A 20274-nucleotide genomic window follows, 5' to 3' on the forward strand; every position below is an offset into this window, starting at 1 on the left:
CAGTTGAATACCGCATCGAAGGGCGTATACTCAGCATTAACGAATAACGTTAAGCATTCAAAACCATGATTCGAAGCTTTGCATGCGCCGACACGGAAGCGCTTTTCACCACTGGCAGGACAAGGCGCTGGGCCGACATCAAGTCAGTCTCAGAGCGCAAACTGGCCGCACTGGATGCAGCGAAAGAGCTTAGGGACTTGCGCTCACCACCTGGAAATCGACTTCACTCCCTGGAGGGTGACAGAGAGGGCCAGCACAGCATCAGTATCAACATGCAATGGCGAGTCTGCTTTATATGGACCGATAACGGCCCTGAAAACGTTGAAATTGTCGACTATCACTGAGGTGAATCATGTTCAAGAATGGCATGCGACCCGTACATCCTGGCGAGGTTCTTCGCGAGGACTTCCAGAGCGAAATGGGCTTTAGCGCCGCTGCCTTGGCCCGCGCTTTGGGTGTTTCTACCCCAACCGTAAATAATATCCTGCTGGAGCGTGGCGGCGTATCTGCTGACATGGCTCTGCGCTTGGCTGTCTGCCTGGATACCACTCCAGAGTTCTGGCTAAACCTGCAAACAGCATACGAGCTGCGCAAGGCCGAGCAAGAGCATGGAGAAGAGATTGCCGTAGCAGTACATCGTCTAGTTGCATGAGGCAACCTTGCAAGCCCGCCATCGTGCGGGCTTTTTCATGCCTCAAGGCTGATGCCAAGCCATGCTCCGCATCAGCCCCTGACACCTCTCCTGGTCGCCTGTAAAATGACGCCTGTTTGACGGGCCAATACCGCTCCCGCCCCTCCCTCTGAAAGGTAATTAAATGATAACTAAAATCATGCTGTTCGCCTCAAAGGTAGTTGGAATATATGAAAAGACATTCGGCGGTATTGAAAATCACTACCGGGAAGACTTTGAAAAATTACAGGGGCCTAGAAGTTTTTCAAGATTCCCAGGCGACGAATACGAAAACAAAGAGCTTGAAGCGGAATGGAAAAATTTCCGCGACGCCAGAAGCCAAGAAGATTCTTGCATTTGAAAACGGAAGATTTAAATCCCGGCCCAGTAATCAGTGTGGACCGGGATATTATCTCCTGTGTTTATGCGTCCTCTAGCGCTGAAATCCTAGCCTCAAGGCCGGCCGCCATAAAGAACAGCAAGCCCTGCTCGCGAAAGCTGTAGAGGTCACCTGCCTTTCTAGTTTGCTCTGTCCATGCCTCTTTGACCGTTTCTGTCCATGTTCCCTTGTCATCTGTCGCAGGGTGTTCAACTGTCTCGGCTGGATGATCAGTAAACTCGTCGCCCCACACGTCATGGCAGATGAACCCATAACGCATTGCATCCAGGCCGTTGCTTGCGAATATCTCAATAGCTCGCTGCACTGTCATGCTTACATGGAGGCGAGCGCCATCAGCCCCTTTATCACTGATAGATTCCAGAAACTGCCAAATACCTATTTCCTTTACTAGCTCTTTCGCGGCTTTAATTTCGGCGACCGACAACTTCCTTACTTCTGTTTTTTTACGAGCATCAGAAACAACTTGCGGAGCAGTTCCGAAGTAGCCACCAGACCAATACCGGCCAGAGTCACCGAGCAACTGAGTGTTAGCTGTTCCGGGGCGTACAGTCCCCCCGCTTGCCCCACTTAGAATTTCGAGTCGAGGTAGGGCATTGGCGTAGAACGATATAGCCGCATCAGCTTGAGAGCCAAAAAATACGGATGTTGGCGAGGATTCGATAAACGCTGTTGCACTACCAACACCCGGGCTTGTAGCCTCAAAAATGCTACCGGGCAGCCCCATTTTCCCTAATTTAAGGGCCCCAACCATAACGCTGGGCGCATCTCCCGCAAAGAAAATGTTAAGGGATTCTTTCCCAGGCACTTTAGCTTGATCCGTACGGAGCACCACGGAAGAGTCCGCGACAGACATTTGCCGTACATTGATTGCAGCTTCAGATGTACAGGTTCCACCCGCGCTATCAGGCTGCCTAAGTCCAGTCACATCTATGTGAACTCGGGAGGCAATATGCCCAGTTCCGTACTGCGTGGGCCGTAAGATCATCCCGTAAAAAGCTTGGATGCTACCAGACCCCTCGTAACTGTTCCTGTCCTGAAAAGTGAACATGTGATCTTGTGCGTTACTACCGCGCAGAATAGTTGTTCCGTCGAATGTTCCATATCCGCCGTAGTCAGTTACGCCGTCAATCACGGTCCTATCAGCAAATGCATGGCAGTCAGTCAAGCCTTCTACGGTCCTGCCCACCACGATTGCATCACGCTGCGCACCGCCGGAAAGCTCTTCATCCCCGGCAATTATGTAAGGCGCACGAACACGCTTCTTCTCGTCAATACTGAGTAGACCTGCTTTAGCCTCAACAAAGTCGGCATCACTGTCGTAGTTGACACGATCAACCAGGCTCTTGTCGTCAACTAGTGAAGCCACTGCCTTGTTGTGGGCTTGGTCCAAGCTCTGAAGGTTATCGGCTCTTAACGTACTCATGAGTTCAGCTCTCCATCAGCGATGGTCCAGAATGAACCATCAGAAATTGTTATTACTTGACCGGCCGCAACTGACATAACAGGGCCGAATGACCAAGCGTTTTTGTTGGGAGGGATCGTTACGCTGCTCTGAACAATTTGTCCGTGCCAAGAAATCTCTGAGAACGGAGATGCGACAGGGGGTATTGAGCCGCTCATTTGAGCTTGCAGGTTTGCATCTGCTGCGGCTCGAGCGGCGGCCTCTATAGATACCGCACGTTCAACTGAAGATTTTGTAGCAGCGTCCTGCGTACTAATCGGGTCTTTGACGCTGGTAATGCGGCGGTTTTCAGCAAAAAAATAGTCGCGCCCCAGTGGCCGCTTGAGTGCCCGCGTGAACGTGGCCAGCCCCTGCTGAATGAGCATGGTCAGCTTGTCGAACACATCCTCGTGGACTTCCGCCAGAAACTTGCCCTGGTTGCGCAGGCTGGTTTGCTGGAAAGCCTCCATTTCCCTGGACACAACCAGTTGGCCAGGGCCGGCCAGCGCCGAGGTCGTGACGATGCTCCCGCCCTGGCCATTACCAGCGCCGTTCACGGTGTAGTGCGTGCCGAGGGTCAGCGTTGAGCTAACGCCCAGCGGATCAACGTAGTTAACGACCAAGTCCTCATTGGCCAAGAACTTGAAGTAGAACGGGAAGTTGGTGGTAACCCCGTTGGTATCGAACTCCGCAATGCTGCTGATTGTATTGATGGTCACTGTCGTGACTCCTTTTCTCGGGACGAAAAAAAGCCCGCTCAGTGGCGGGCTTCGTTGGCTGCTGCGGACTTACTTTTTCGGGGCCCCGTGCAACAGGGCTTTAATGAACTCGGCGGCGTCTTCAGGGGGTTTCCTCGCCCACGGCAACATTCCAGAGGTACGAGCCCTGGCGGGTTAGCGGTTTTGTCGGTACGCCCAACAGATAGCCGCCAGCGATGACCACAGACTTGGCTGCTGCACCTGCATCCTTATCGCCAGTAGCCAATCCAGTAACCGCGCCAGCGGCCTGGCGACCTGCGTTGATGGCCTGCCATGCCGGCGATAGCGAGCCGGCGTGACCACTGAGTGCTGCACCGATGGTGTCGCGGATGACCGGGAACCCGGAAACCTCAAACCCGAGCGTGCTTTTTGCCATCCATGCAGCGGTGTTCTCGTCTTCGTCCGGCCCTTTGCCGGTAAGCAGATCGCCCACCACGCCCTGGAAGAACGCCACGGCCAGCATTGCAGCGGCAGCGCTGGCCACCGTGCGCGATCCCTGCTTTGCTTCGAAGGCCAGGTCGCGATTATGGTTGTAGTAGGCCGAGAACGGGGTATAGAACATGGTCAGCAGGCGCATGGCCGCGCCCTGGTCCTTGCGCTGGATGGCAGCAATATCCATTGCCCCGGTGCCGCCCTGAGATAGGCGCACCGCATTGTCGCCATCAAGCGCAGCGGCGGACGCTTCCTTGCCGGCGGCCAGGCCTTCGCGGTAACTGGCCATCCAGATTGCGCCGGAAATGCCGCGATCCAGATAGCCCAGCAGGTTGAACGAGAACCGCACCAGGTCGTCACGCTTGCGGAAAAATGCGTTCTTGCCGATCAGGTCGGCCATGCTTGAAGCCAGTCGGCCGTCCTCCATATCCCAACGCAGGCGCATTGCCGGCGATGCATCGGTAATCATGCGGTACGTCTCGACGGGCGACCGGATGCCATCGAGCAGACTTTGAGCCAACAGCTTCGGCTTGACGTACAGCAGGCCCGGGATCAGGCCGCCGACCTGCGCCAGCACGGTGGTGCTGGAAAGGCCCAGGCCCACGATGGACGTATTTGTCCTGGCCGCGTCGAGGAACCGATTGAAGTTGCCGGTTTCCGGTGGGTTCCGGTCGTTGGCTATGGCCTTCAACCACGGCAGGAACGAATCCGCGCCGCGCGGGCCGAGCTTGTCGAGTAGCACCGCCCTGATTTGAGGATCTTTGGTCAGCCGGTGGGCATCCTGCAGCGCTTCCCGGTGCGTCAGGTCGTGAACGTGCTGGGCCAGGCGCTGGGGAATGACGCTCAAATCCAGCAGCAACGGCCCGCTGGCGTTGTCGTTACGCTGATTGGTGAACCCGTTGGACGGTAGCGCCCCCTCGAAACCCTCGTTGAACAGCTCGCCGCCCACCTGCTTCGCCGGGGTTGGGGATGAAGAAAAAACCGGCCCATGTGGCCGGTTTTTTTATGCCTGGAATTTGCCAGTAAAACCCGCAATCCCCCCCCCTCCTGCAGCCTTGTCCCGCGCTCATACACTGCTTGCTTGCAGCACCTGCCGGCGCAGAAGCTCAACATCACGCTGCCTGGCTATTTGCTCAACCGAATTGACGGGTACGTACTGCATCCCCCGGAAGAAAAAAGCCGCTCGGGGTTCCTCGCGTCGCCAGCGTTGAAGTTACTGTAACAACAGCGGTGACACCGCCGAATTTGACCGCAAGAAACGTAGTTCACCCACCCGCGATGAGCGCTAAAGTGCAGGCCTGTCCGCTAAATGATCCGCGCAACAAGGAGCCCACTCATGCCGTGTGAATACAAACTGATGCCCTCCCCCGTCGGCCAACTGACCCTGGTTGCCCGCAACGGCAGGCTCGCCGCCATCCTGTGGGAAACCGAGCGCGCCAACCGTGTGCGCCTGGGCGAACTGGTAGAGGTCAACCACAGCCCGGTGCTGCTGGAGGCCGAGCGACAGTTGAACGAGTATTTTGCCGGCACCCGCGACCGCTTCGAGCTGGAACTGGACTTCGACGGTACCGAGTTCCAGAAAAAAGTCTGGAGCGCACTGTTGACCATTCCTTTCGGTGAGACCCGCAGCTACAGCCAGATCGCTACGCAGATCGGCAACCCCAAGGCCGTGCGCGCGGTCGGTGCGGCGAACGGGCGCAATCCGATTTCGATCGTCGCGCCCTGCCATCGGGTGATCGGTGCTTCGGGCGGGCTGACCGGGTTTGCCGGCGGGCTTGAAGCCAAGCAGTATTTGCTGACCCTCGAGGATGGCGAGGCTACAAGGTCGTTGTTCTGACAGCCACCAAGCGCTAGGGCTGATCAGCCTTGGAATCCTTCAACTGCACCGAGGATTTGCTGCCGTCGGTGTTGTCTTGGGTTTCATTGTTAGAACTGTCGAAACAGCCTTGCAACAGCACCAGGCAGCAGGCCAGGCAGAGTGTACGAGAGAGGCTCATGATCACGCTTCCATTTTGACGGGGTGATGAAATAGTGACCGGTCTACACCAGCAGGGTTCGATGCCTGCGCCTCGAACCTGCCCAACGGTTGCACAGCCCCGTCAAATTCATGCAGGTCGACAATTGTAAAAAGAAATTTCAGCGTGCCGCCACGGTCAGTACTTTCATCAGCACTGACCTGGAGCATCACCATGAAGTTCTCGACCCTTTCCCAATCCCTGGCCCGCTGGGCAGGCAGCGCCCGTACCTTCTTTGCGGCAGTGGTGTTGATTGTGCTGTGGGGCGTCAGCGGCCCTTGGTTTCACTACAACGACACATGGCAATTGGTGGTCAACACGTCCACCACCATCATCACCTTCCTGATGGTGTTCCTGATCCAGAACACCCAGAACCGTGACAGCGACATGTTGCATATCAAGATTGATGAGTTGCTGCGGGTGACCAAGGATGCACAGAACGCGGTACTGAGCCTCGATGGCCTGGACTTCAAAGCCCTGGAAAAACTGCGCAGCGAATACCGTTCCCTGGGCGAGCGCCAAACCGTCAGCCTCGGCGGCGACAGCACAGCAGCGGCCCCAGGCGACTCAGTCAAGACCGACCTGAACCAGGCATAAAAAACGGCGGTTGGATCAGCTCCAACCGCCGCTTGCATGACCAGGCCCGCGATCAACCGTCGCCGTTACGGCTCTTGCCATAGGATGAAGCCAGCGCCCGGGCTTTTTCCAGGCGGGTTTCCAGCTTGGGCAGGGTTTCGTCAACCAATGCCTTTATTTCGGGGATGTCCGACGCCGCGCCCTCCTGCTTGAACAGCGCGATTGCATCTTCGTTGGCCTTGACCTGCTGGGCTGTGTAGGCGGCGTCGAAGGAATCGCCATCGGTCAGTTCAGGCATCAGGGTTTCGGCCTTGTCGACGATCTGGTCGCGAGGTGCCACTGGCAGGTCGAGTTTTTTCGCAATGGCCGCCAAATGTTGATTGGCCAGGGTGCGTTCGTTGATGACCTCGATGGTGTAGTCCTTGATCTCCTGGGACGAGGTCTTGGCGTGGGCCATGCGGCTGGTTTCGATATCGGCCATGCCCTTGGCCGAGGCCTGTTCGATGAATTCGGCGGGGCCTTGGGCGAAAGCATTGCTGGCGCCGAGGCCCAGCAGCATCGCGAAAGTGGCGGTGCGTAACCGGATAGCCATGCGGCTCATGGTGGGTTCCTCCAGGTAATAAAGACATGCCGGGGAACGAGCCCCGCCCTGAATCTGAATTTTCAGGGATGCAAAGGTTTAGAAAAAACTTGCTGGTGCGACGAACGGTCGTCGCTGATCAGGAGGTTTTACTGCCCAGCAAGCCCGGCAATGCGTGGGCCAGGGCATTGATCGCAAAACCGATGAACATCACGCCGCACAGCTTGGTGATCAGCACTTCATGGCGCTGATACACCGTGCGCACCTGCCGCGCGCCCACGACGCCGATCAGGATCCCGTAAGCCAGCAGGCCACCGAAAAAGCTCAGGACAATCAACCACGGCAACATGCCCCAGGTCAGCAACTCGGCCCGGCTCGACAGCAACGCGGTGAACGTGGCCACGGCCACCGGGTACGCCTTGGGGTTGGTCAGGCCAAACAAAATGCCGTGCCAGAACGGATGGCGCGCCGCGCCCTGGGCAGCCTCGCCGCTGCGGCTGCGGGTTCGAATCGCCCGAATGCCCAGCCAAAACAGATACAGGGCGCTGAGCACACCCAACACATCAAACGCACTGCTGCCGATTTCCCGGGCGCCGACAATCGCCACCAACGCGGTGCTACACCACACCACATCACCCAACAGGTGCCCGCACAAAAATCCCGCGCCGGCCCGACGCCCGCGTGCCGCCCCAATGCCAAATACCGCCAGCACCCCGGGCCCCGGCGTGATGCCATAAATAAAGCCCGAGGCGATGACGGCAAACAGCAATGATGAAGTCATGGGTAACACGCTCAGATAAATAAGAGGGGCGCGTCGATTGTGCACAATCCATCCGGCACTGCAATGCTAGGCCGCGCGTTTGGCCAACACGTCTTGCACTTGGGCGATCAACCACTGCAAGGCGCCATCCCCGCCACGGCGTTTATGCCAGGCCAAGACAAAACCGAAGGACGGGATATGGAACGGCGGCGGCACCACCAGCAAGTGCCGGGAGTCGATGTTCAGCAGCCCCTGGGAAGACACGGTGAGGATCAGGTCAGTGCCCTGGATCAACTGCGGTGCAATGCCCCAGTGGGGCAGGCTGATTGCCACGTGGCGCCGTTCACGGATCGCGGTCAGTGCCCGTTCGATTTCCGGAGTGCCGCTACCGCGCATTTCCAGCAGCACATGGGGCCGCGCGAGGTAAGTGGGCAAGTCGAGCACACCACCTGCGGGCAAGCTGTCGCGGTCGACCAGGCAGGCGTAGTGTTCCTCGAACAACGGCGTGCTGCGCAGCTCGGCGGGCAGGTCGGGAAATACCCCGGCTGCGAGGTCGATCTCACCACTGAGCACCCCTTCCTGCATGCCTTCGCGACTGGCGTGGGTGATGGCCAGGTCAATCCCCGGCGCCTGCTCGCGCAGCGCCCGTGCCAGCCCGGGCAACAGCAGCGCCGCGCCGTAATCGGACATGGCCAGGCGAAACGTACGCCTGGCCGACGCCGGGTCGAAGCGGTTCGGCGCCAGCAACGACTGGACCTGGGCCAACGCATCGGCCAGCGGCGCCGCCAGCTCCAATGCGCGGGCGGTGGCGACCAGGCCGCCACCCTGGCGCACCAGCAATGGGTCGCCCAGCAGATCCCGCAACCGCGCCAGCGCGTGGCTGACCGCCGGCTGGCTCAGATGCAGGCGCTCGGCGGCGCGGGTGACGTGCTGCTCGCTGAGCAAGGCGTCCAGGATCACCAGCAGGTTGAGGTCGATGCGGCGCAAATCATTCATGGCATGCATGTTCAGCATAAGAACTTGGAATTTAAATCTGCGCGACGAATACCGTACAGTCCAGTAAAACCTTTGGGAGATTGATCATGACCACGTTGCATTGGCTGGGCTTGTTGCTGTTGGCGGTGATTGCCGGGGCGGTGGTGCCGTTTCAAAGCGCGATCAATGCCAACCTCGGGCGCGGCCTCGGGCATCCGTTGTGGGCGACCCTGGCCTCACTGCTGGTGAGTATCCTGGTGCTGTTGCCAGTGATCCTGGCGCTACGCCTGCCGCTGCCAAGCCTCGGTTTTATCAGCAAGGCGCCGCTGTGGATGTGGACCGGAGGCGCATTCGGTGTGTGTTTTATCTCCCTGGCCCTGGTCCTTTTGCCCAAACTCGGGGCATCGGGATTTATCGCCCTGGCCATGACCGGGCAAATCCTCGCCTCGTTGTTACTCGATCACTTTGGCTTGTTTGGCTTGGTGGAACGACAACTGACCGCGCCGCGCCTGCTCGGCGTGCTGATGCTGATCGGTGGGGTGGCGTTGATTCAGTTCAGCACCGCGCCCGCCAAGGCCCTGGCCGCTGCGGGCTGAGCCACAGCCATCACCGCCCCTCGGCGGCCAGGCGATGGATGTCGGCAGGCTCGATCACCGGTTGCGGTGCGCCATGGCGGACCACACTGAGCATCGCCCGGCCCACGGTCTCGGTACTCACCACCCAGGCCGGCCGCACGCGACGCACCAGTGACAGCAGCGGCCCGATCAGGTTGTAGATCGTCTGGTACAGCGCGGTTTTCGAACGCACGCCATGCAGCGGCTGGATGATCCCCGGCCGGAACACATACACCGCTTTGAACGGCAGGCGCAGCAAGGCATTCTCGGTCTTGCCCTTGACCCGCGCCCACATCACCTTGCCCTGCTCGGAACTGTCGGTGCCGGCACCGGACACGTACACAAAGGTCATCTGCGGATTGAGCCGCGCCAGGGTGCTGGCAGCGACCAGGGTCAGGTCATAGGTCTGGCGGGTGTAGGTGGCTTCATCCATGCCCACCGACGACGTCCCCAGGCAAAACAGGCAGGCATCAAAACCTTGCAGCAGATGCTCCAGGGGTTGGAAGTCGAACATATCGGCATGCAACACCTGGTGCAGCTTGCCATGCTCCTGGGTCAACGCCGTGCGCCCTACGGCCACCACTTCCTGCACATCAGCGGCCAGCAGACACTCACGCAACACGCCCTGGCCGACCATGCCGGTGGCGCCGAATAGCAGAACTCTCATAGGGGGCCTCAGTGGCGAGCTTCAAGTTAAGCGCTGTACGAGGTGCTCAGGTTAACAGCTTGTCGCTTGAAGCTTGCTACTTGCCGCTGCCCCACTCAAAACGCGCTACGGAAAATCTCCTCGATCTGGCGCTGATCCGCCCGCCGTGGGTTGGTCAGGCCGCACGCGTCCTTGAGGGCGTTGGTGGCCAGCAGCGGGATGTCTTGCAGCTTGGCGCCCAGTTCGCGCAGGCCGGCGGGGATGTCGACGTCCTGGGACAGGCAGCGGATCGCCGCGATGGCCGCTTGCGCGCCCTCTTCGAAGGTGGCGTGTTTGTCGGTCACGCCCAGGGCGCGGCCAACGTCACTCAGGCGTGCCGCGCTGACGCTGGCGTTGAAGCTTTGCACATGGGGCAACAGCACCGCGTTGCATACGCCGTGGGGCAGGTCGTAGAGGCCGCCCAACTGGTGAGCCATGGCGTGGACAAAACCCAGGGAGGCGTTGTTGAAGGCCATGCCGGCGAGAAATTGCGCGTAGGCCATGTTTTCCCGGGCGGCCATATCGCTGCCGTCGCGCACGGCCAGGCGCAGGTTGGCGCTGATCAGCTCGATGGCCTTGATCGCGCAGGCGTCGGTGATCGGGTTGGCCGCCGTGGACACATAGGCTTCGATGGCGTGGGTCAGCGCGTCCATGCCGGTGGCGGCGGTCAGGCCCTTGGGCATGGCGACCATCAGCGCCGGGTCGTTGACCGACAGCAGCGGCGTGACGTTACGGTCGACGATGGCCATTTTCACGTGGCGGGTTTCGTCGGTGATGATGCAAAAACGCGTCATTTCGCTGGCGGTGCCGGCGGTGGTGTTGATCGCGACCAAAGGCAGCTGCGGCTTGCTCGACTGGTCGACCCCTTCATAGTCGCCGATATGCCCGCCATTGGTGGCACACAGGGCAATGCCCTTGGCGCAGTCATGGGGCGAACCACCACCCAACGACACCACGAAATCGCAGGCACTTTGCTGCAGTAACGCCAGGCCGTTCTCGACGTTCTCCACGTTGGGGTTGGGTTTGGCGCCGTCGTAAATCACCGAATCGATGTCCTGCATTGCCAGCTTCTCGGCAATCATGCTGGCCACGCCCGCCTTGGCCAGGCCGGCGTCGGTGACAATCAGCGCCTTGCGAAAGCCGTAATTGCGGATCGCGCTCATGGCTTCGTCGAGGCAGTCGATGCCCATGATGTTGACGGCGGGAATGAAGAACGTGCTGCTCATGATGAACCCTCGGGGATACGTTGATGCCTACAGCATCAACCCCACCCGCCTGCGGCATCTTGACCAAGATCAACGCCCGCCCGTGATAAAGTCACCACCCAGCCGTTTTTGAGTAGACCCGCCGCAATGAAGGATTTCCAGGATATCGACGCCGCCCTTGAAGACTGGAACGCACTGCGCAACAGCATCGCCTTCGACGCCATCCTGATCGGCAACGGTGCCAGTCGCGCAGTGTGGGAAGATTTTGCCTACGACTCGCTGTTTGAAAACGCGCGCACCGTCGAAGAAAAGCCCCTGAGCGCTTCCGAACTGAGCGTGTTTGACGCGATGCAGACCCGCAGCTTCGAGCAGGTGCTGGGCGCCCTGAAAACCACCAGCCGCGTGAACAAAGCCCTGGCCGTCAGCTCTGCCGCGCCGCGCAATCGCTACTACGCGATCAAGGAAGCGCTGATCAATACCATCCACGCCGTGCATATCCCCTGGCGCCTGGTGCAGCCGTCGACCCTGGCCACGATCAACCAGGAACTGGCGAGCTACAAGACGGTGTTCACCAGCAATTACGACCTGCTCAACTACTGGTCGATTCTGCATACGCCGGGTATCGACGACCTGTTTCGCGGCGCCGAATCTCGCTTTGATTTGCGCGATACCGCAACCGCCGCAACGCGCATCCTGTACCTGCACGGCGGCCTGCACCTGGTGCGCAACCTGGATGGCTCGGCGCGCAAATTGCCGTCCACCGACAGCACGCTGCTCAGCAGTTTTGCCATCAACAACACCATCAAGACCCTCGACGATGTACCGCTGTTCATCAACGAAGGCCCCAGCAGCGAGAAACTCAAAAGCATTCGCAGTTCGGATTACCTGGCGTTCTGCTATGAGCAATTGCTGGAACAGGCAGGTGCGCTGTGCATCTTCGGCCATCACCTGAGCGAACAGGACGGGCACTTGGTGGAGGCGATTCGCCGGTCGAAGATCAAGACCCTGGCGATCTCGGTATTTGGCCGCAGCGACGGGTTTATCCAACAGCAGAAACGCAGGTTTGCCGGGCTGTTTGAGGGGATGGAAGTGGAGCTCAGGTTCTTTGCGGCGCGCAGCCATGCGCTGGGCAAGCCGGCATTGTCGGTGCCGGTCGAGCACTGATCCCAGCCTAACTGGAGACCCCATGTGGGAGCGGGCTTGCTCGCGATAGAGGTGGGTCAGACGCTGGATGTGTTGAATGACACACCGCTTTCGCGAGCAAGCCCGCTCCCACACAAGCCAGCTCCTACATTGACCGCGCTCCAGGCCTATTCTTCGGCGCTGTGCACCACCACCAGCAACTGCGCCTGCACCTCGCCCACCGAGCGGATCCGGTGGGGCTTTTGTGCATTGAAGTGCAACGCATCACCGCGCTCTAGCAGCACCCGTTCGTTCATGAAGTCCACTTCCACCCGGCCTTCATGCACAAACAGAAACTCCTCCCCCAAATGCTCCTTGAAGGTCTTGTCGCTGAATTCTGCCGGCGGGTAGATGATAAACGGCAGCAGGCTGCGCTCACTGACCTGGTGGGCCAGCACCGCGTAACCCGGTGCAGTGTCGGGCCGCTCGTGGCTGCGCACCAGGCTGTAGCTGTCGAGGCTGACGCTGTCTTCGCTGAACAGCTCCTCGACCTTGACGTTCAACGCCTTGGCCAGTTTCAGCGCAGCGGCAATCGACGGGGTGTTCAAGCCACGTTCGACTTTGGACAGGTAGCTCTTGGTCATCCCGGATTTTTCGGCCAATGCCTCCAAGGTGACACCGAGTTTTTTTCTCAATAATTTCAAACGGATAGACATGCGCAGCGATTAATCCAAGCAGGAGGCGATGATTATTGCTTGCCAATGACACATTGTGTCATATAGCCTCTTTAGTGTCATTTGCAGAACCCAACGACCTTGCGAGCAGCGGGAACCAGCAAATCGACGTCCAATGAACCACCCAAAGGACACCGATATGGCCAAGACATTAGCACTCCCCAAAGAACAACTGGTCAAGCAAGCGCTGACCCAGATGCAAAGTACCCTGGCGGATAATACGTGGACCGACCGGCAAAAGCTGGCCCTGACCTGCCGTATTCTGTTCGAGAACGGCCACGACTCGGGCCTGGCCGGGCAGATCACCGCCCGCGGCCCGCAGCCTGGCACCTACTACACCCAGCAACTGGGCCTGGGTTTCGATGAAATCACCGCCAGCAACCTGCTGCTGGTCAACGAAGACCTGGAAGTGTTGGAAGGCCACGGCATGCCCAACCCGGCCAACCGTTTTCACAGCTGGGTGTACCGTGGCCGGCCGGATGTGAACTGCATCATCCACACCCACCCGACCCACATCGCCGCGCTGTCGATGCTCGAAGTACCGCTGCAGGTGTCACACATGGACCTGTGCCCGCTGTACGAAGACTGTGCGTTCCTCGAAGCCTGGCCGGGTGTGCCGGTGGGTAACGAAGAAGGCGAAATCATCACCGAGGCCCTGGGCGACAAGCGCGCCATCCTGCTGTCGCACCACGGCCAGTTGTCCACCGGAAGCACCATCGAAGAAGCCTGCGTGATCGCGCAACTGATCGAACGGGCGGCCAAACTGCAATTGCTGGCCATGGCCGCCGGGACCGTCAAGCCGATCCTGCCGCAGTTGGGACGCGAGGCCCATGACTGGATCTCCAAGCCCAAGCGCCACGGCGCCGCGTTCAACTACTACGCTCGGCAGAACCTGCGCCAACACGCCGATTGCCTGAACTGAAGCCTTTTTCGACCGGAGACATTCCATGTCCAGCCCTACAATTCACGGCATCATCGGCTACACCATCACCCCGTTCAGCGCCGACGGCAGCACCCTTGACCTCGACGCCCTGGGCCACTCCATCGACCGTTTGATCGACAGCGGCGTGCATGCCATCGCGCCGCTGGGCAGCACCGGTGAAGGCGCCTACCTGAGCGATGCCGAGTGGGATGAAGTCAGCGCCTACAGCATTCAAAAAGTCGCCAGGCGCGTGCCGACCATCGTCAGCGTGTCCGACCTGACCACCGCCAAGGCCGTGCGCCGCGCACGTTTTGCCGAAGCCGAAGGTGCCGATGTGGTGATGGTGCTGCCAACGTCGTACTGGAAGCTCAGTGAAGCGCAGATCCTGGCGCACTACGCGGCCGTCGGCGACAGCGTTGGTGTGCCGATCATGCTCTACAACAACCCGGCCACCAGCGGCACGGATATGTCGGTGGAGTTGATCCTGCGCATCGTCAACAGCGTTGATAACGTGACAATGGTCAAGGAGAGCACCGGCGACATCCAGCGCATGCACCAGTTGTACCGCCAGGGTGAAGGCCAGGTGCCGTTCTACAACGGCTGCAATCCACTGGCCCTGGAAGCGTTCGCCGCCGGGGCCAAGGGTTGGTGCACCGCTGCGCCGAACCTGATCCCGCAGCTCAACCTGGATCTGTACCAGGCGGTGCAGGCCAACGACCTGAACCGGGCACGCGAACTGTTCTATCGGCAGTTGCCGGTACTGGACTTCATCCTCAAGGGTGGCTTGCCGGCGACGATCAAGGCCGGTTTGCGCATGACCGGGCTGGAGGTGGGTGATCCGCGGTTGCCGGTGTTCCCACTGGACATGGCGGGTCAGGCGCAGTTGCAGAAGCTGCTGGCCGCGTTGCGCTAAAACACCCCCTGTAGGAGCGGGCTTGCCCGCGATAGCGGTGGATCAGACATACCGCCATCGCGGGCAAGCCCGCTCCCACAGGGGAATGCATGCATCGCTAAATTTACGGAGACAAATAGCAATAATTCTCGATATCATTCGCGACTTTTCTGCAGCGTGCTGCGTCAAGAAGGATATCCATGTCTCGTTTCAAGCCCGACCCGTTGTCGGCCGACGCCTTTCGCGGGTTTTATGCAGATATCCTGCATTACCTGCGCAAACGCACGGACAACGCCAGCGACGCGGCGGACATGACCCAGGATGTCTTTACCCAATGGCTGGACTACCGCGACCGGAGCAAGGTCGAGCAGCCACGGGCCTTTTTGTTTCAGATGGCGCGCAACCTGCTGCGCGACCACTGGCGCAAACAGAAGGTGCGGCACAGCGTCCATCATGAACAGGGCGAATGGGATGCCGAGCCTGTCACCGACGAGCAAAACGATCCTATGGCCGCCGCCCTGCGCCTCCAACGCCTGGAACAGTTGAAAGAAGTCCTCGCCGAACTCTCGCCCCGCAGGCGAGAAGCCCTTATGCTGCACCGCTTCGAAGGCCTGAGCCAGGCGCAGATTGCCGAGCGCATGGGCGTTTCGATCAGCATGGTGGAAAAGCACATTGCCTTTGCCCTGCTGCACTGCAAGCAGCGACTTCACAAAGACCCGGGCAAGGAGCAGCCAGAATGACCCGCTTGAGCAACCGCGACGGCCACGAAATTGATGAGCACGACACCATCGATGCCCAGGCTGCCAGTTGGTTTGCGCGCAATCGCAACGCAAGCAGCACGCAGGAGCGCAAGGCCTTCGCCACCTGGCATGCCGTGCCGGCCCATGCGCGCGCCTACGCCGAATTCGAACAGCTGTGGACCGACCTTGGCGAACTGCAGCAACTGAATAAACCCGTGCCCTTGCCCACGCGCCAGCCCGCGCCCTGGCGCCCCGCCCTGGCAGTGGCGGCCGCGCTGGTCTGCGCCTTGCTCGCCAGTAACCTGGGCGCCCCGCGCGGGCTCTACCACACCGAGGTCGCGGCACAGGACAGAGGCATGCGCACCCTGGACCTGCCGGACGGCAGCACCTTGTACGTCAACGCCAGCACGCAGTTGCGGGTGGACTTCGATGCCCATCGCCGCGTGATCCATCTGGACCAGGGCCAGTTGTACGTGGAGGTGGCGCCCGACAAGGAGCGGCCATTGTTCGTGCGCGCTGGCGAGGCCGATGTGCGGGTGGTGGGCACCGCGTTTGATGTGCGCCGCAGCCAGCAGCAGCTGGTGGTCAGCGTGGCCCACGGGATGGTTGCCTTCGCCCCCGACCAAAAAGCCAGCGCCGTCATGCTCGGCGCCCAGCAGCGGGCAACCTACAACTACGCCAAGGGCTCCGTGCAGCAACAAAGCCTGGCCGTTGGCGAAGTCGCCGACTGGCGCAGCGGGCACCTGTCCTTTCGCAACCGTGAACTGGCCAGCCTGCTAGATGAGCTGAGCCTGTACCGGCCCAAGGCCGTGGTGTTGGCCGATGGCCCGGTGGCGCAACTGAAGGTTTCCGGCAACCTCGATGTGAATGACCCGGACGCGCTACTCAATGCCCTGCCGGCCTTGTTGCCGGTGAAAACCGTGCCCCTGGCCGACGGCAGGATCCGCATCGAAGCACGCAAATAGCACCACTTGAGAATATTTTGCATTCGCATGTGAGGATTTTTTTTCCTGCCGCGTCTTCCTCCGGTCTGCGTTTGATACGCATGCCTTTTTTGGCTATTTAGCCGCCTTGGGGGATTTCATGTTTCGCGCGCCTTGCCTTGCCCAGCACCTGTTTGTTCGACCGACACTGATCGCCGCCTGCCTGACCGTCAGCCTCACGGCCCAGGCCGAGTCGTTCACCCTGCAACTGCCGGCCCAACCCTTGGCCACGTCCCTGAGCCAGGTTGCGCAACAGGCAAAAATCCAGCTGCTGTTCGATGAAGACCTGCTCAAGAATATCCAGGCGCCCGCGCTCAACGGTGATTTCACCCCCGAAGTGGCGATCCGCACCCTGCTCAAGACCGGCGAGTTCACTCTGATCAAAGTAGGCAGCACCTATGTCGTGCGCCCCGAGGAAAGCCGCACCACCAACAGCGCCAGCGTGCAGTTGGACGCCTTGAGCGTGATCGGTACCGGTAACCAGGTCGACGCCAGCACCGTCGGCCGCTCCACCCTGTCCCAGGCCGATATCGACCGCCTGCAGCCCAACAACATCGCCAGCCTGGTGCAGACGCTGCCGGGGGTGACCATGGGCGGCTCGATGAAACCGGGCGGGCAGATCATCAATATTCGCGGGATGGGCGAGGCCGAAGACGTACCGATGACGGTCGATGGCGCGACCAAAAGCGGTTTCGAGCGCTATCAGCAGGGCACCGTGTTTATCGAGCCCGAGATGATCAAGAGCGTCGAGGTGGAAAAAGGCCCGCACTCGGCCTTCACCGGTAACGGCGGGTTCGGCGGTACGGTCAACATGGTCACCAAGGATGCGCCGGACCTGCTCAAGGACGGGCGCAACAGCGGTGCGATGCTCAAGTACGGCTATGCCAGCAACGACCACGAACAGGTCTACAGCGGCGCCGTGTATGGCCGCACCGATGACGGGCGCATCGACGCCCTGGCCTACCTGACCAAGCGTGACGGCGGCGACATGAAGCTGGCCGCAGCGCGCGACTATGACAGCAAGGAATACCCGATCAACCCGCAGCGCCTGCCCAACAGCGCCCAGGATGTGGACGGTCAACTGTTCAAACTGAACATGTACCTGACCGATGAGCACAGCCTCGGTTTCTCCTTCTCCCGGGCCAACAGCGAACGCTGGACACCTTTCTCGGCCAGAAGCTACCCATCGCCACCGCGCAAGACCGATATCGACCGCTATGGCTACGACGCGGCCGTAAGACGGTTCCTGGCCAACCGCCACACCGTCGATACCACGTGGTCAGGCAAGTACGAATACCAGCCCCTGGATAACCCGCTGATCGACATGAAGCTCAGCTACTCGGAGTCCAATACCGACCAGACCGACGAACGCGACGCCACGGCCGTCGTCGGTCTGTCCACCGGCGGGCGCAAGATGGACACCGCCTACACCGACAAGATCCTGGAGCTGCGCAACATCAGCCGCTTCAACAGCGGCCCGCTGGACCATGCCTTGACGACCGGCGTACAGATCCGCAAGCACATCCGCGATACAGAAAGCTGGATGCCCGGCGCAACCTACAACACGCCCAAATACAACTACGGGCATTTCCAGCCGGCCTTCATGCCCCACGGCAAAGTCGACACCAACGCGTTCTACATCCAGGACGCGGTGACCCTGGGCGACGTGACCATCACCCCGTCCCTGCGTTATGACCACGTGGTCAACCGTGGCAAGGCCAACGATGCGCCGTACTACAGCAACCCCGACCCGGCCTACGGCCACGACTACAGCGACCGCACCTATGCCGGCTGGTCGCCGCGCCTGGCAGCGTTCTGGAAAGTCACCCCGGACGTGGTGATGTTCGCCAATTGGAGCCGCACCTGGCGCGCCCCGGTGATCGACGAGCAATACGAAGTCCAGGGCCTGGGCAGCCGCACCTCCACCAGCCGCAATCTGGACCCGGAACGCATCACTGCCATCACCGTGGGTAACGTCACCAGCTTTGCCAACGTGATGGCCAGCGGCGACAGCCTGCAACTGCGTACGACGTTGTTCCACAACAAGATCGAAGACGAGATCTTCAAGGCCACCGGGATTGGCTGCAAGGAACAAAACTCCCAAGTCGGCTCCATCGCCGATGTCTGCACCGACATGGCGTCAAAGGCCAACTACCGCAACATCGGCAGCATGACCATCAAGGGCTTCGAGCTCGAAGGCTACTACGACTCGACCTATCTGTTCGGCTCCCTGAGCTACTCGTGGGCCACCGGCAAACGCGAAAACCCTTACACCAACCCGTGGGCCAGCGACATCCACGTCTGGGCCCGGGACATTCCACCGGCCAAGTGGGTCGCTGTGCTTGGCACCAAGATTCCCGCCTGGGACGCACAAGTGGGCTGGCAAGGCCAGTTCGTGCGCAAGACCGATCGCCTGCCCAGCGACAAATATTCGAGCGGCCTGAACAGTGGCTTTGGCGACCTGTTTTACGACCAGTACGCCAACGACAGCTACGACACCCAGGGCCTGTTCGCCAAATGGACGCCGCAACAGGCGTACCTCAAGGGCACTGAAGTCAACTTCACCGTCGACAACCTGTTCAACCGCAGCTACATGCCAGCCTTGAGCGGCGACAGCGCCACCAGCGTCGGGCGCAACGCCAAGATCAGCGTGACCCGCTTCTTCTAACCGCCCAACTGTACGGTTCAATCTGCACCCAGCTGTAAGCCCGCGTCCTGCGGGCTTTGTGGCTAGATGGGCAGCACCTGCCTGCCCATTCAATCCGGTTGCTCCCATGAATTCGCGCGAAAACACCGGCATGGCCCTCGGCCTGCTCGGCGTCATCATCTTCAGCCTGACCCTGCCCTTCACCCGCATCGTGGTGCAGGAAATCCATCCGTTGCTCAATGGCCTGGGCCGCGCCTTGTTCGCGGCGGTGCCGGCGGCCCTGCTGTTGCTCTGGCACCGCGAAGCCTGGCCGACCTGGCGCCAGGTGCGCGGCCTGGCGCTGGTGATTGCCGGGGTGATCCTCGGCTTCCCGGTGTTGTCGGCCTGGGCCATGCAAACCCTGCCCGCCTCCCATGGCGCCCTGGTCAACGGCCTGCAACCGCTGTGCGTGGCGCTGTATGCGGCGTGGCTGTCCCATGAGCGTCCGTCAAAAGCTTTCTGGGCCTGCGCGGCACTGGGCAGCGCGTTGGTGCTCGGCTATGCGTTGATCACGGGTGCCGGCAGCATCCAGGCTGGCGACCTGCTGATGCTCGGGGCGATTGCCGTGGGCGGCCTGGGGTATGCCGAAGGCGGCCGACTGGCCAAGGAGATGGGCGGCTGGCAGGTGATCTGCTGGGCGCTGGTGCTGTCGACGCCGCTATTGATCGGGCCGGTGACGTACCTGGCGCTGCAACATGAAGGCGCAATCTCGGCGCGCACCTGGTGGGCGTTTGGCTACGTCTCGCTGTTCTCGCAGTTCCTGGGGTTCTTTGCCTGGTATGCCGGGCTGGCCATGGGGGGGATCGCGCGGGTCAGCCAGATCCAGCTGTTGCAGATCTTTTTCACCATCGCCTTTTCCGCGCTGTTTTTTGGCGAGCACATCGAGCCGATTACTTGGCTGTTCGCCTGCGGGGTGATCGTCACGGTGATGTTGGGGCGCAAGACGGCTGTGCAGCCTGCACCGGTCTCCAAGGCGAGCACGATCTGATGTGGGAGCTGGCTTGCCTGCGATGCAGGCACCTCGGTGTATCAGGTAAAGCGAGGTGATGCTATCGCAGGCAAGCCAGCTCCCACATTTTGATTT

24 protein-coding genes and 1 pseudogene are annotated in these 20274 nt (G+C 60.3%); 14 read left to right on the forward strand and 11 right to left on the reverse strand.

The genetic code is table 11. The features are described from left to right. Positions 1-65: 65 nt before the first annotated feature. The 3 genes from HBO05_RS27470 (at position 66) to HBO05_RS27480 (ending at position 1031) form a co-directional block, all read left to right on the forward strand. Positions 66-344 (forward strand): type II toxin-antitoxin system RelE/ParE family toxin, encoded by a 279-nt coding sequence (locus HBO05_RS27470; RefSeq protein ID WP_172314776.1) that lies wholly within the window; start codon positions 66-68, stop codon positions 342-344. Positions 345-352: 8 nt separating this feature from the next. Next, positions 353-652, forward strand: coding sequence for a HigA family addiction module antitoxin (locus HBO05_RS27475; RefSeq protein WP_172314778.1), 300 nt, complete (start codon positions 353-355; stop codon positions 650-652). Positions 653-815: 163 nt separating this feature from the next. Next, complete coding sequence (locus HBO05_RS27480) at positions 816-1031, forward strand: hypothetical protein (RefSeq protein WP_172314780.1); 216 nt, start codon at positions 816-818, stop codon at positions 1029-1031. Positions 1032-1092: 61 nt separating this feature from the next. On the opposite strand, the gene HBO05_RS27485 is transcribed toward HBO05_RS27480, so the two are convergent. The 3 genes from HBO05_RS27485 to HBO05_RS27495 form a co-directional block, all read right to left on the reverse strand. Continuing rightward, positions 1093-2493 (reverse strand): tail fiber domain-containing protein, encoded by a 1401-nt coding sequence (locus HBO05_RS27485; protein ID WP_172314782.1) that lies wholly within the window; start codon positions 2491-2493, stop codon positions 1093-1095. Then, on the reverse strand, positions 2490-3230 hold the full coding sequence (locus HBO05_RS27490; RefSeq protein ID WP_172314784.1) for a hypothetical protein: 741 nt from the start codon (positions 3228-3230) through the stop codon (positions 2490-2492). The genes HBO05_RS27485 and HBO05_RS27490 overlap by 4 nt, the downstream gene beginning before the upstream one ends. A gap of 121 nt (positions 3231-3351) precedes the next feature. Next, positions 3352-4650: a hypothetical protein gene (locus HBO05_RS27495; protein WP_172314786.1), complete on the reverse strand. Its 1299-nt coding sequence runs from the start codon at positions 4648-4650 to the stop codon at positions 3352-3354. Between the two features lie 147 nt (positions 4651-4797). On the opposite strand from HBO05_RS27495, the pseudogene HBO05_RS27500 reads away from it, so the two are divergent. Together HBO05_RS27500 and HBO05_RS27505 are read left to right on the forward strand one after the other, a co-directional pair. Then, positions 4798-4923, forward strand: a pseudogene (locus HBO05_RS27500) (type II toxin-antitoxin system HicB family antitoxin); the annotation flags it as partial. Positions 4924-5037: 114 nt separating this feature from the next. Further along, positions 5038-5538, forward strand: coding sequence for a methylated-DNA--[protein]-cysteine S-methyltransferase (locus tag HBO05_RS27505; protein WP_172314788.1), 501 nt, complete (start codon positions 5038-5040; stop codon positions 5536-5538). A gap of 13 nt (positions 5539-5551) precedes the next feature. On the opposite strand, the gene HBO05_RS27510 is transcribed toward HBO05_RS27505, so the two are convergent. Beyond that, positions 5552-5698, reverse strand: coding sequence for a hypothetical protein (locus HBO05_RS27510; RefSeq protein WP_169956758.1), 147 nt, complete (start codon positions 5696-5698; stop codon positions 5552-5554). A gap of 2 nt (positions 5699-5700) precedes the next feature. Then, entirely contained in the window at positions 5701-5892 is a 192-nt protein-coding gene (locus HBO05_RS27515; RefSeq protein ID WP_172314790.1) for a hypothetical protein, read from the reverse strand. On the opposite strand from HBO05_RS27515, the gene HBO05_RS27520 reads away from it, so the two are divergent. Further along, positions 5891-6313, forward strand: coding sequence for a low affinity iron permease family protein (locus HBO05_RS27520; protein ID WP_170058373.1), 423 nt, complete (start codon positions 5891-5893; stop codon positions 6311-6313). The genes HBO05_RS27515 and HBO05_RS27520 overlap by 2 nt on opposite strands. A 52-nt stretch (positions 6314-6365) precedes the next feature. Here HBO05_RS27520 and HBO05_RS27525 read toward each other — a convergent pair whose 3' ends face one another. From HBO05_RS27525 to HBO05_RS27535, 3 genes are all read right to left on the reverse strand, one after another. Further along, positions 6366-6893 (reverse strand): DUF4142 domain-containing protein, encoded by a 528-nt coding sequence (locus HBO05_RS27525; protein ID WP_169956762.1) that lies wholly within the window; start codon positions 6891-6893, stop codon positions 6366-6368. Positions 6894-7011: 118 nt separating this feature from the next. Then, complete coding sequence (locus tag HBO05_RS27530; RefSeq protein WP_170058372.1) at positions 7012-7653, reverse strand: LysE family translocator; 642 nt, start codon at positions 7651-7653, stop codon at positions 7012-7014. Between the two features lie 66 nt (positions 7654-7719). Further along, a complete protein-coding gene (locus HBO05_RS27535) occupies positions 7720-8646 on the reverse strand; it encodes a LysR family transcriptional regulator (protein WP_170058371.1) in 927 nt (308 codons plus the stop codon). Positions 8647-8714: 68 nt separating this feature from the next. Between HBO05_RS27535 and HBO05_RS27540 the strand changes: the two genes are divergently transcribed. After that, entirely contained in the window at positions 8715-9203 is a 489-nt protein-coding gene (locus HBO05_RS27540; RefSeq protein ID WP_169956768.1) for a DMT family transporter, read from the forward strand. Positions 9204-9213: 10 nt separating this feature from the next. Here the strand turns inward: HBO05_RS27540 and HBO05_RS27545 are convergent, their stop codons facing one another. After that, entirely contained in the window at positions 9214-9888 is a 675-nt protein-coding gene (locus tag HBO05_RS27545; protein WP_169956770.1) for an NAD(P)H-binding protein, read from the reverse strand. A 95-nt stretch (positions 9889-9983) separates the two neighbouring features. After that, entirely contained in the window at positions 9984-11132 is a 1149-nt protein-coding gene (gene yiaY / locus HBO05_RS27550; protein WP_170058369.1) for an L-threonine dehydrogenase, read from the reverse strand. 126 nt (positions 11133-11258) lie between these two features. Between yiaY and HBO05_RS27555 the strand changes: the two genes are divergently transcribed. Next, entirely contained in the window at positions 11259-12275 is a 1017-nt protein-coding gene (locus HBO05_RS27555) for a DUF4917 family protein (RefSeq protein WP_172314792.1), read from the forward strand. A 146-nt stretch (positions 12276-12421) separates the two neighbouring features. Here the strand turns inward: HBO05_RS27555 and HBO05_RS27560 are convergent, their stop codons facing one another. Then, positions 12422-12949 (reverse strand): XRE family transcriptional regulator, encoded by a 528-nt coding sequence (locus HBO05_RS27560; protein WP_169956775.1) that lies wholly within the window; start codon positions 12947-12949, stop codon positions 12422-12424. A 157-nt stretch (positions 12950-13106) separates the two neighbouring features. Here HBO05_RS27560 and HBO05_RS27565 point away from each other — a divergent pair, with 157 nt between their 5' ends. The 6 genes from HBO05_RS27565 to HBO05_RS27590 all read left to right on the forward strand — a co-directional run bounded on the left by HBO05_RS27565 (position 13107) and on the right by HBO05_RS27590 (position 20178). Then, a complete protein-coding gene (locus HBO05_RS27565) occupies positions 13107-13889 on the forward strand; it encodes an aldolase (protein ID WP_169956777.1) in 783 nt (260 codons plus the stop codon). Between the two features lie 25 nt (positions 13890-13914). After that, entirely contained in the window at positions 13915-14802 is an 888-nt protein-coding gene (locus HBO05_RS27570; RefSeq protein ID WP_169956779.1) for a dihydrodipicolinate synthase family protein, read from the forward strand. A 179-nt stretch (positions 14803-14981) separates the two neighbouring features. Then, positions 14982-15521, forward strand: coding sequence for an RNA polymerase sigma factor (locus HBO05_RS27575; RefSeq protein WP_170058366.1), 540 nt, complete (start codon positions 14982-14984; stop codon positions 15519-15521). Beyond that, positions 15518-16486, forward strand: a complete 969-nt coding sequence (locus HBO05_RS27580; protein ID WP_172314794.1) for a FecR domain-containing protein — start codon at positions 15518-15520, stop codon at positions 16484-16486. The genes HBO05_RS27575 and HBO05_RS27580 overlap by 4 nt, the downstream gene beginning before the upstream one ends. Positions 16487-16604: 118 nt before the next feature. Continuing rightward, positions 16605-19172 carry a TonB-dependent receptor gene (locus tag HBO05_RS27585; protein ID WP_172314796.1) on the forward strand — a complete coding sequence of 856 codons (2568 nt, stop codon included), beginning with the start codon at positions 16605-16607 and terminating at the stop codon, positions 19170-19172. Positions 19173-19278: 106 nt separating this feature from the next. Beyond that, positions 19279-20178: a DMT family transporter gene (locus HBO05_RS27590; RefSeq protein WP_172314798.1), complete on the forward strand. Its 900-nt coding sequence runs from the start codon at positions 19279-19281 to the stop codon at positions 20176-20178. Positions 20179-20274 lie beyond the last annotated feature (96 nt).

The sequence above is a fragment of the Pseudomonas sp. WS 5079 genome (genome assembly GCF_012985465.1).
GTDB lineage: Bacteria > Pseudomonadota > Gammaproteobacteria > Pseudomonadales > Pseudomonadaceae > Aquipseudomonas.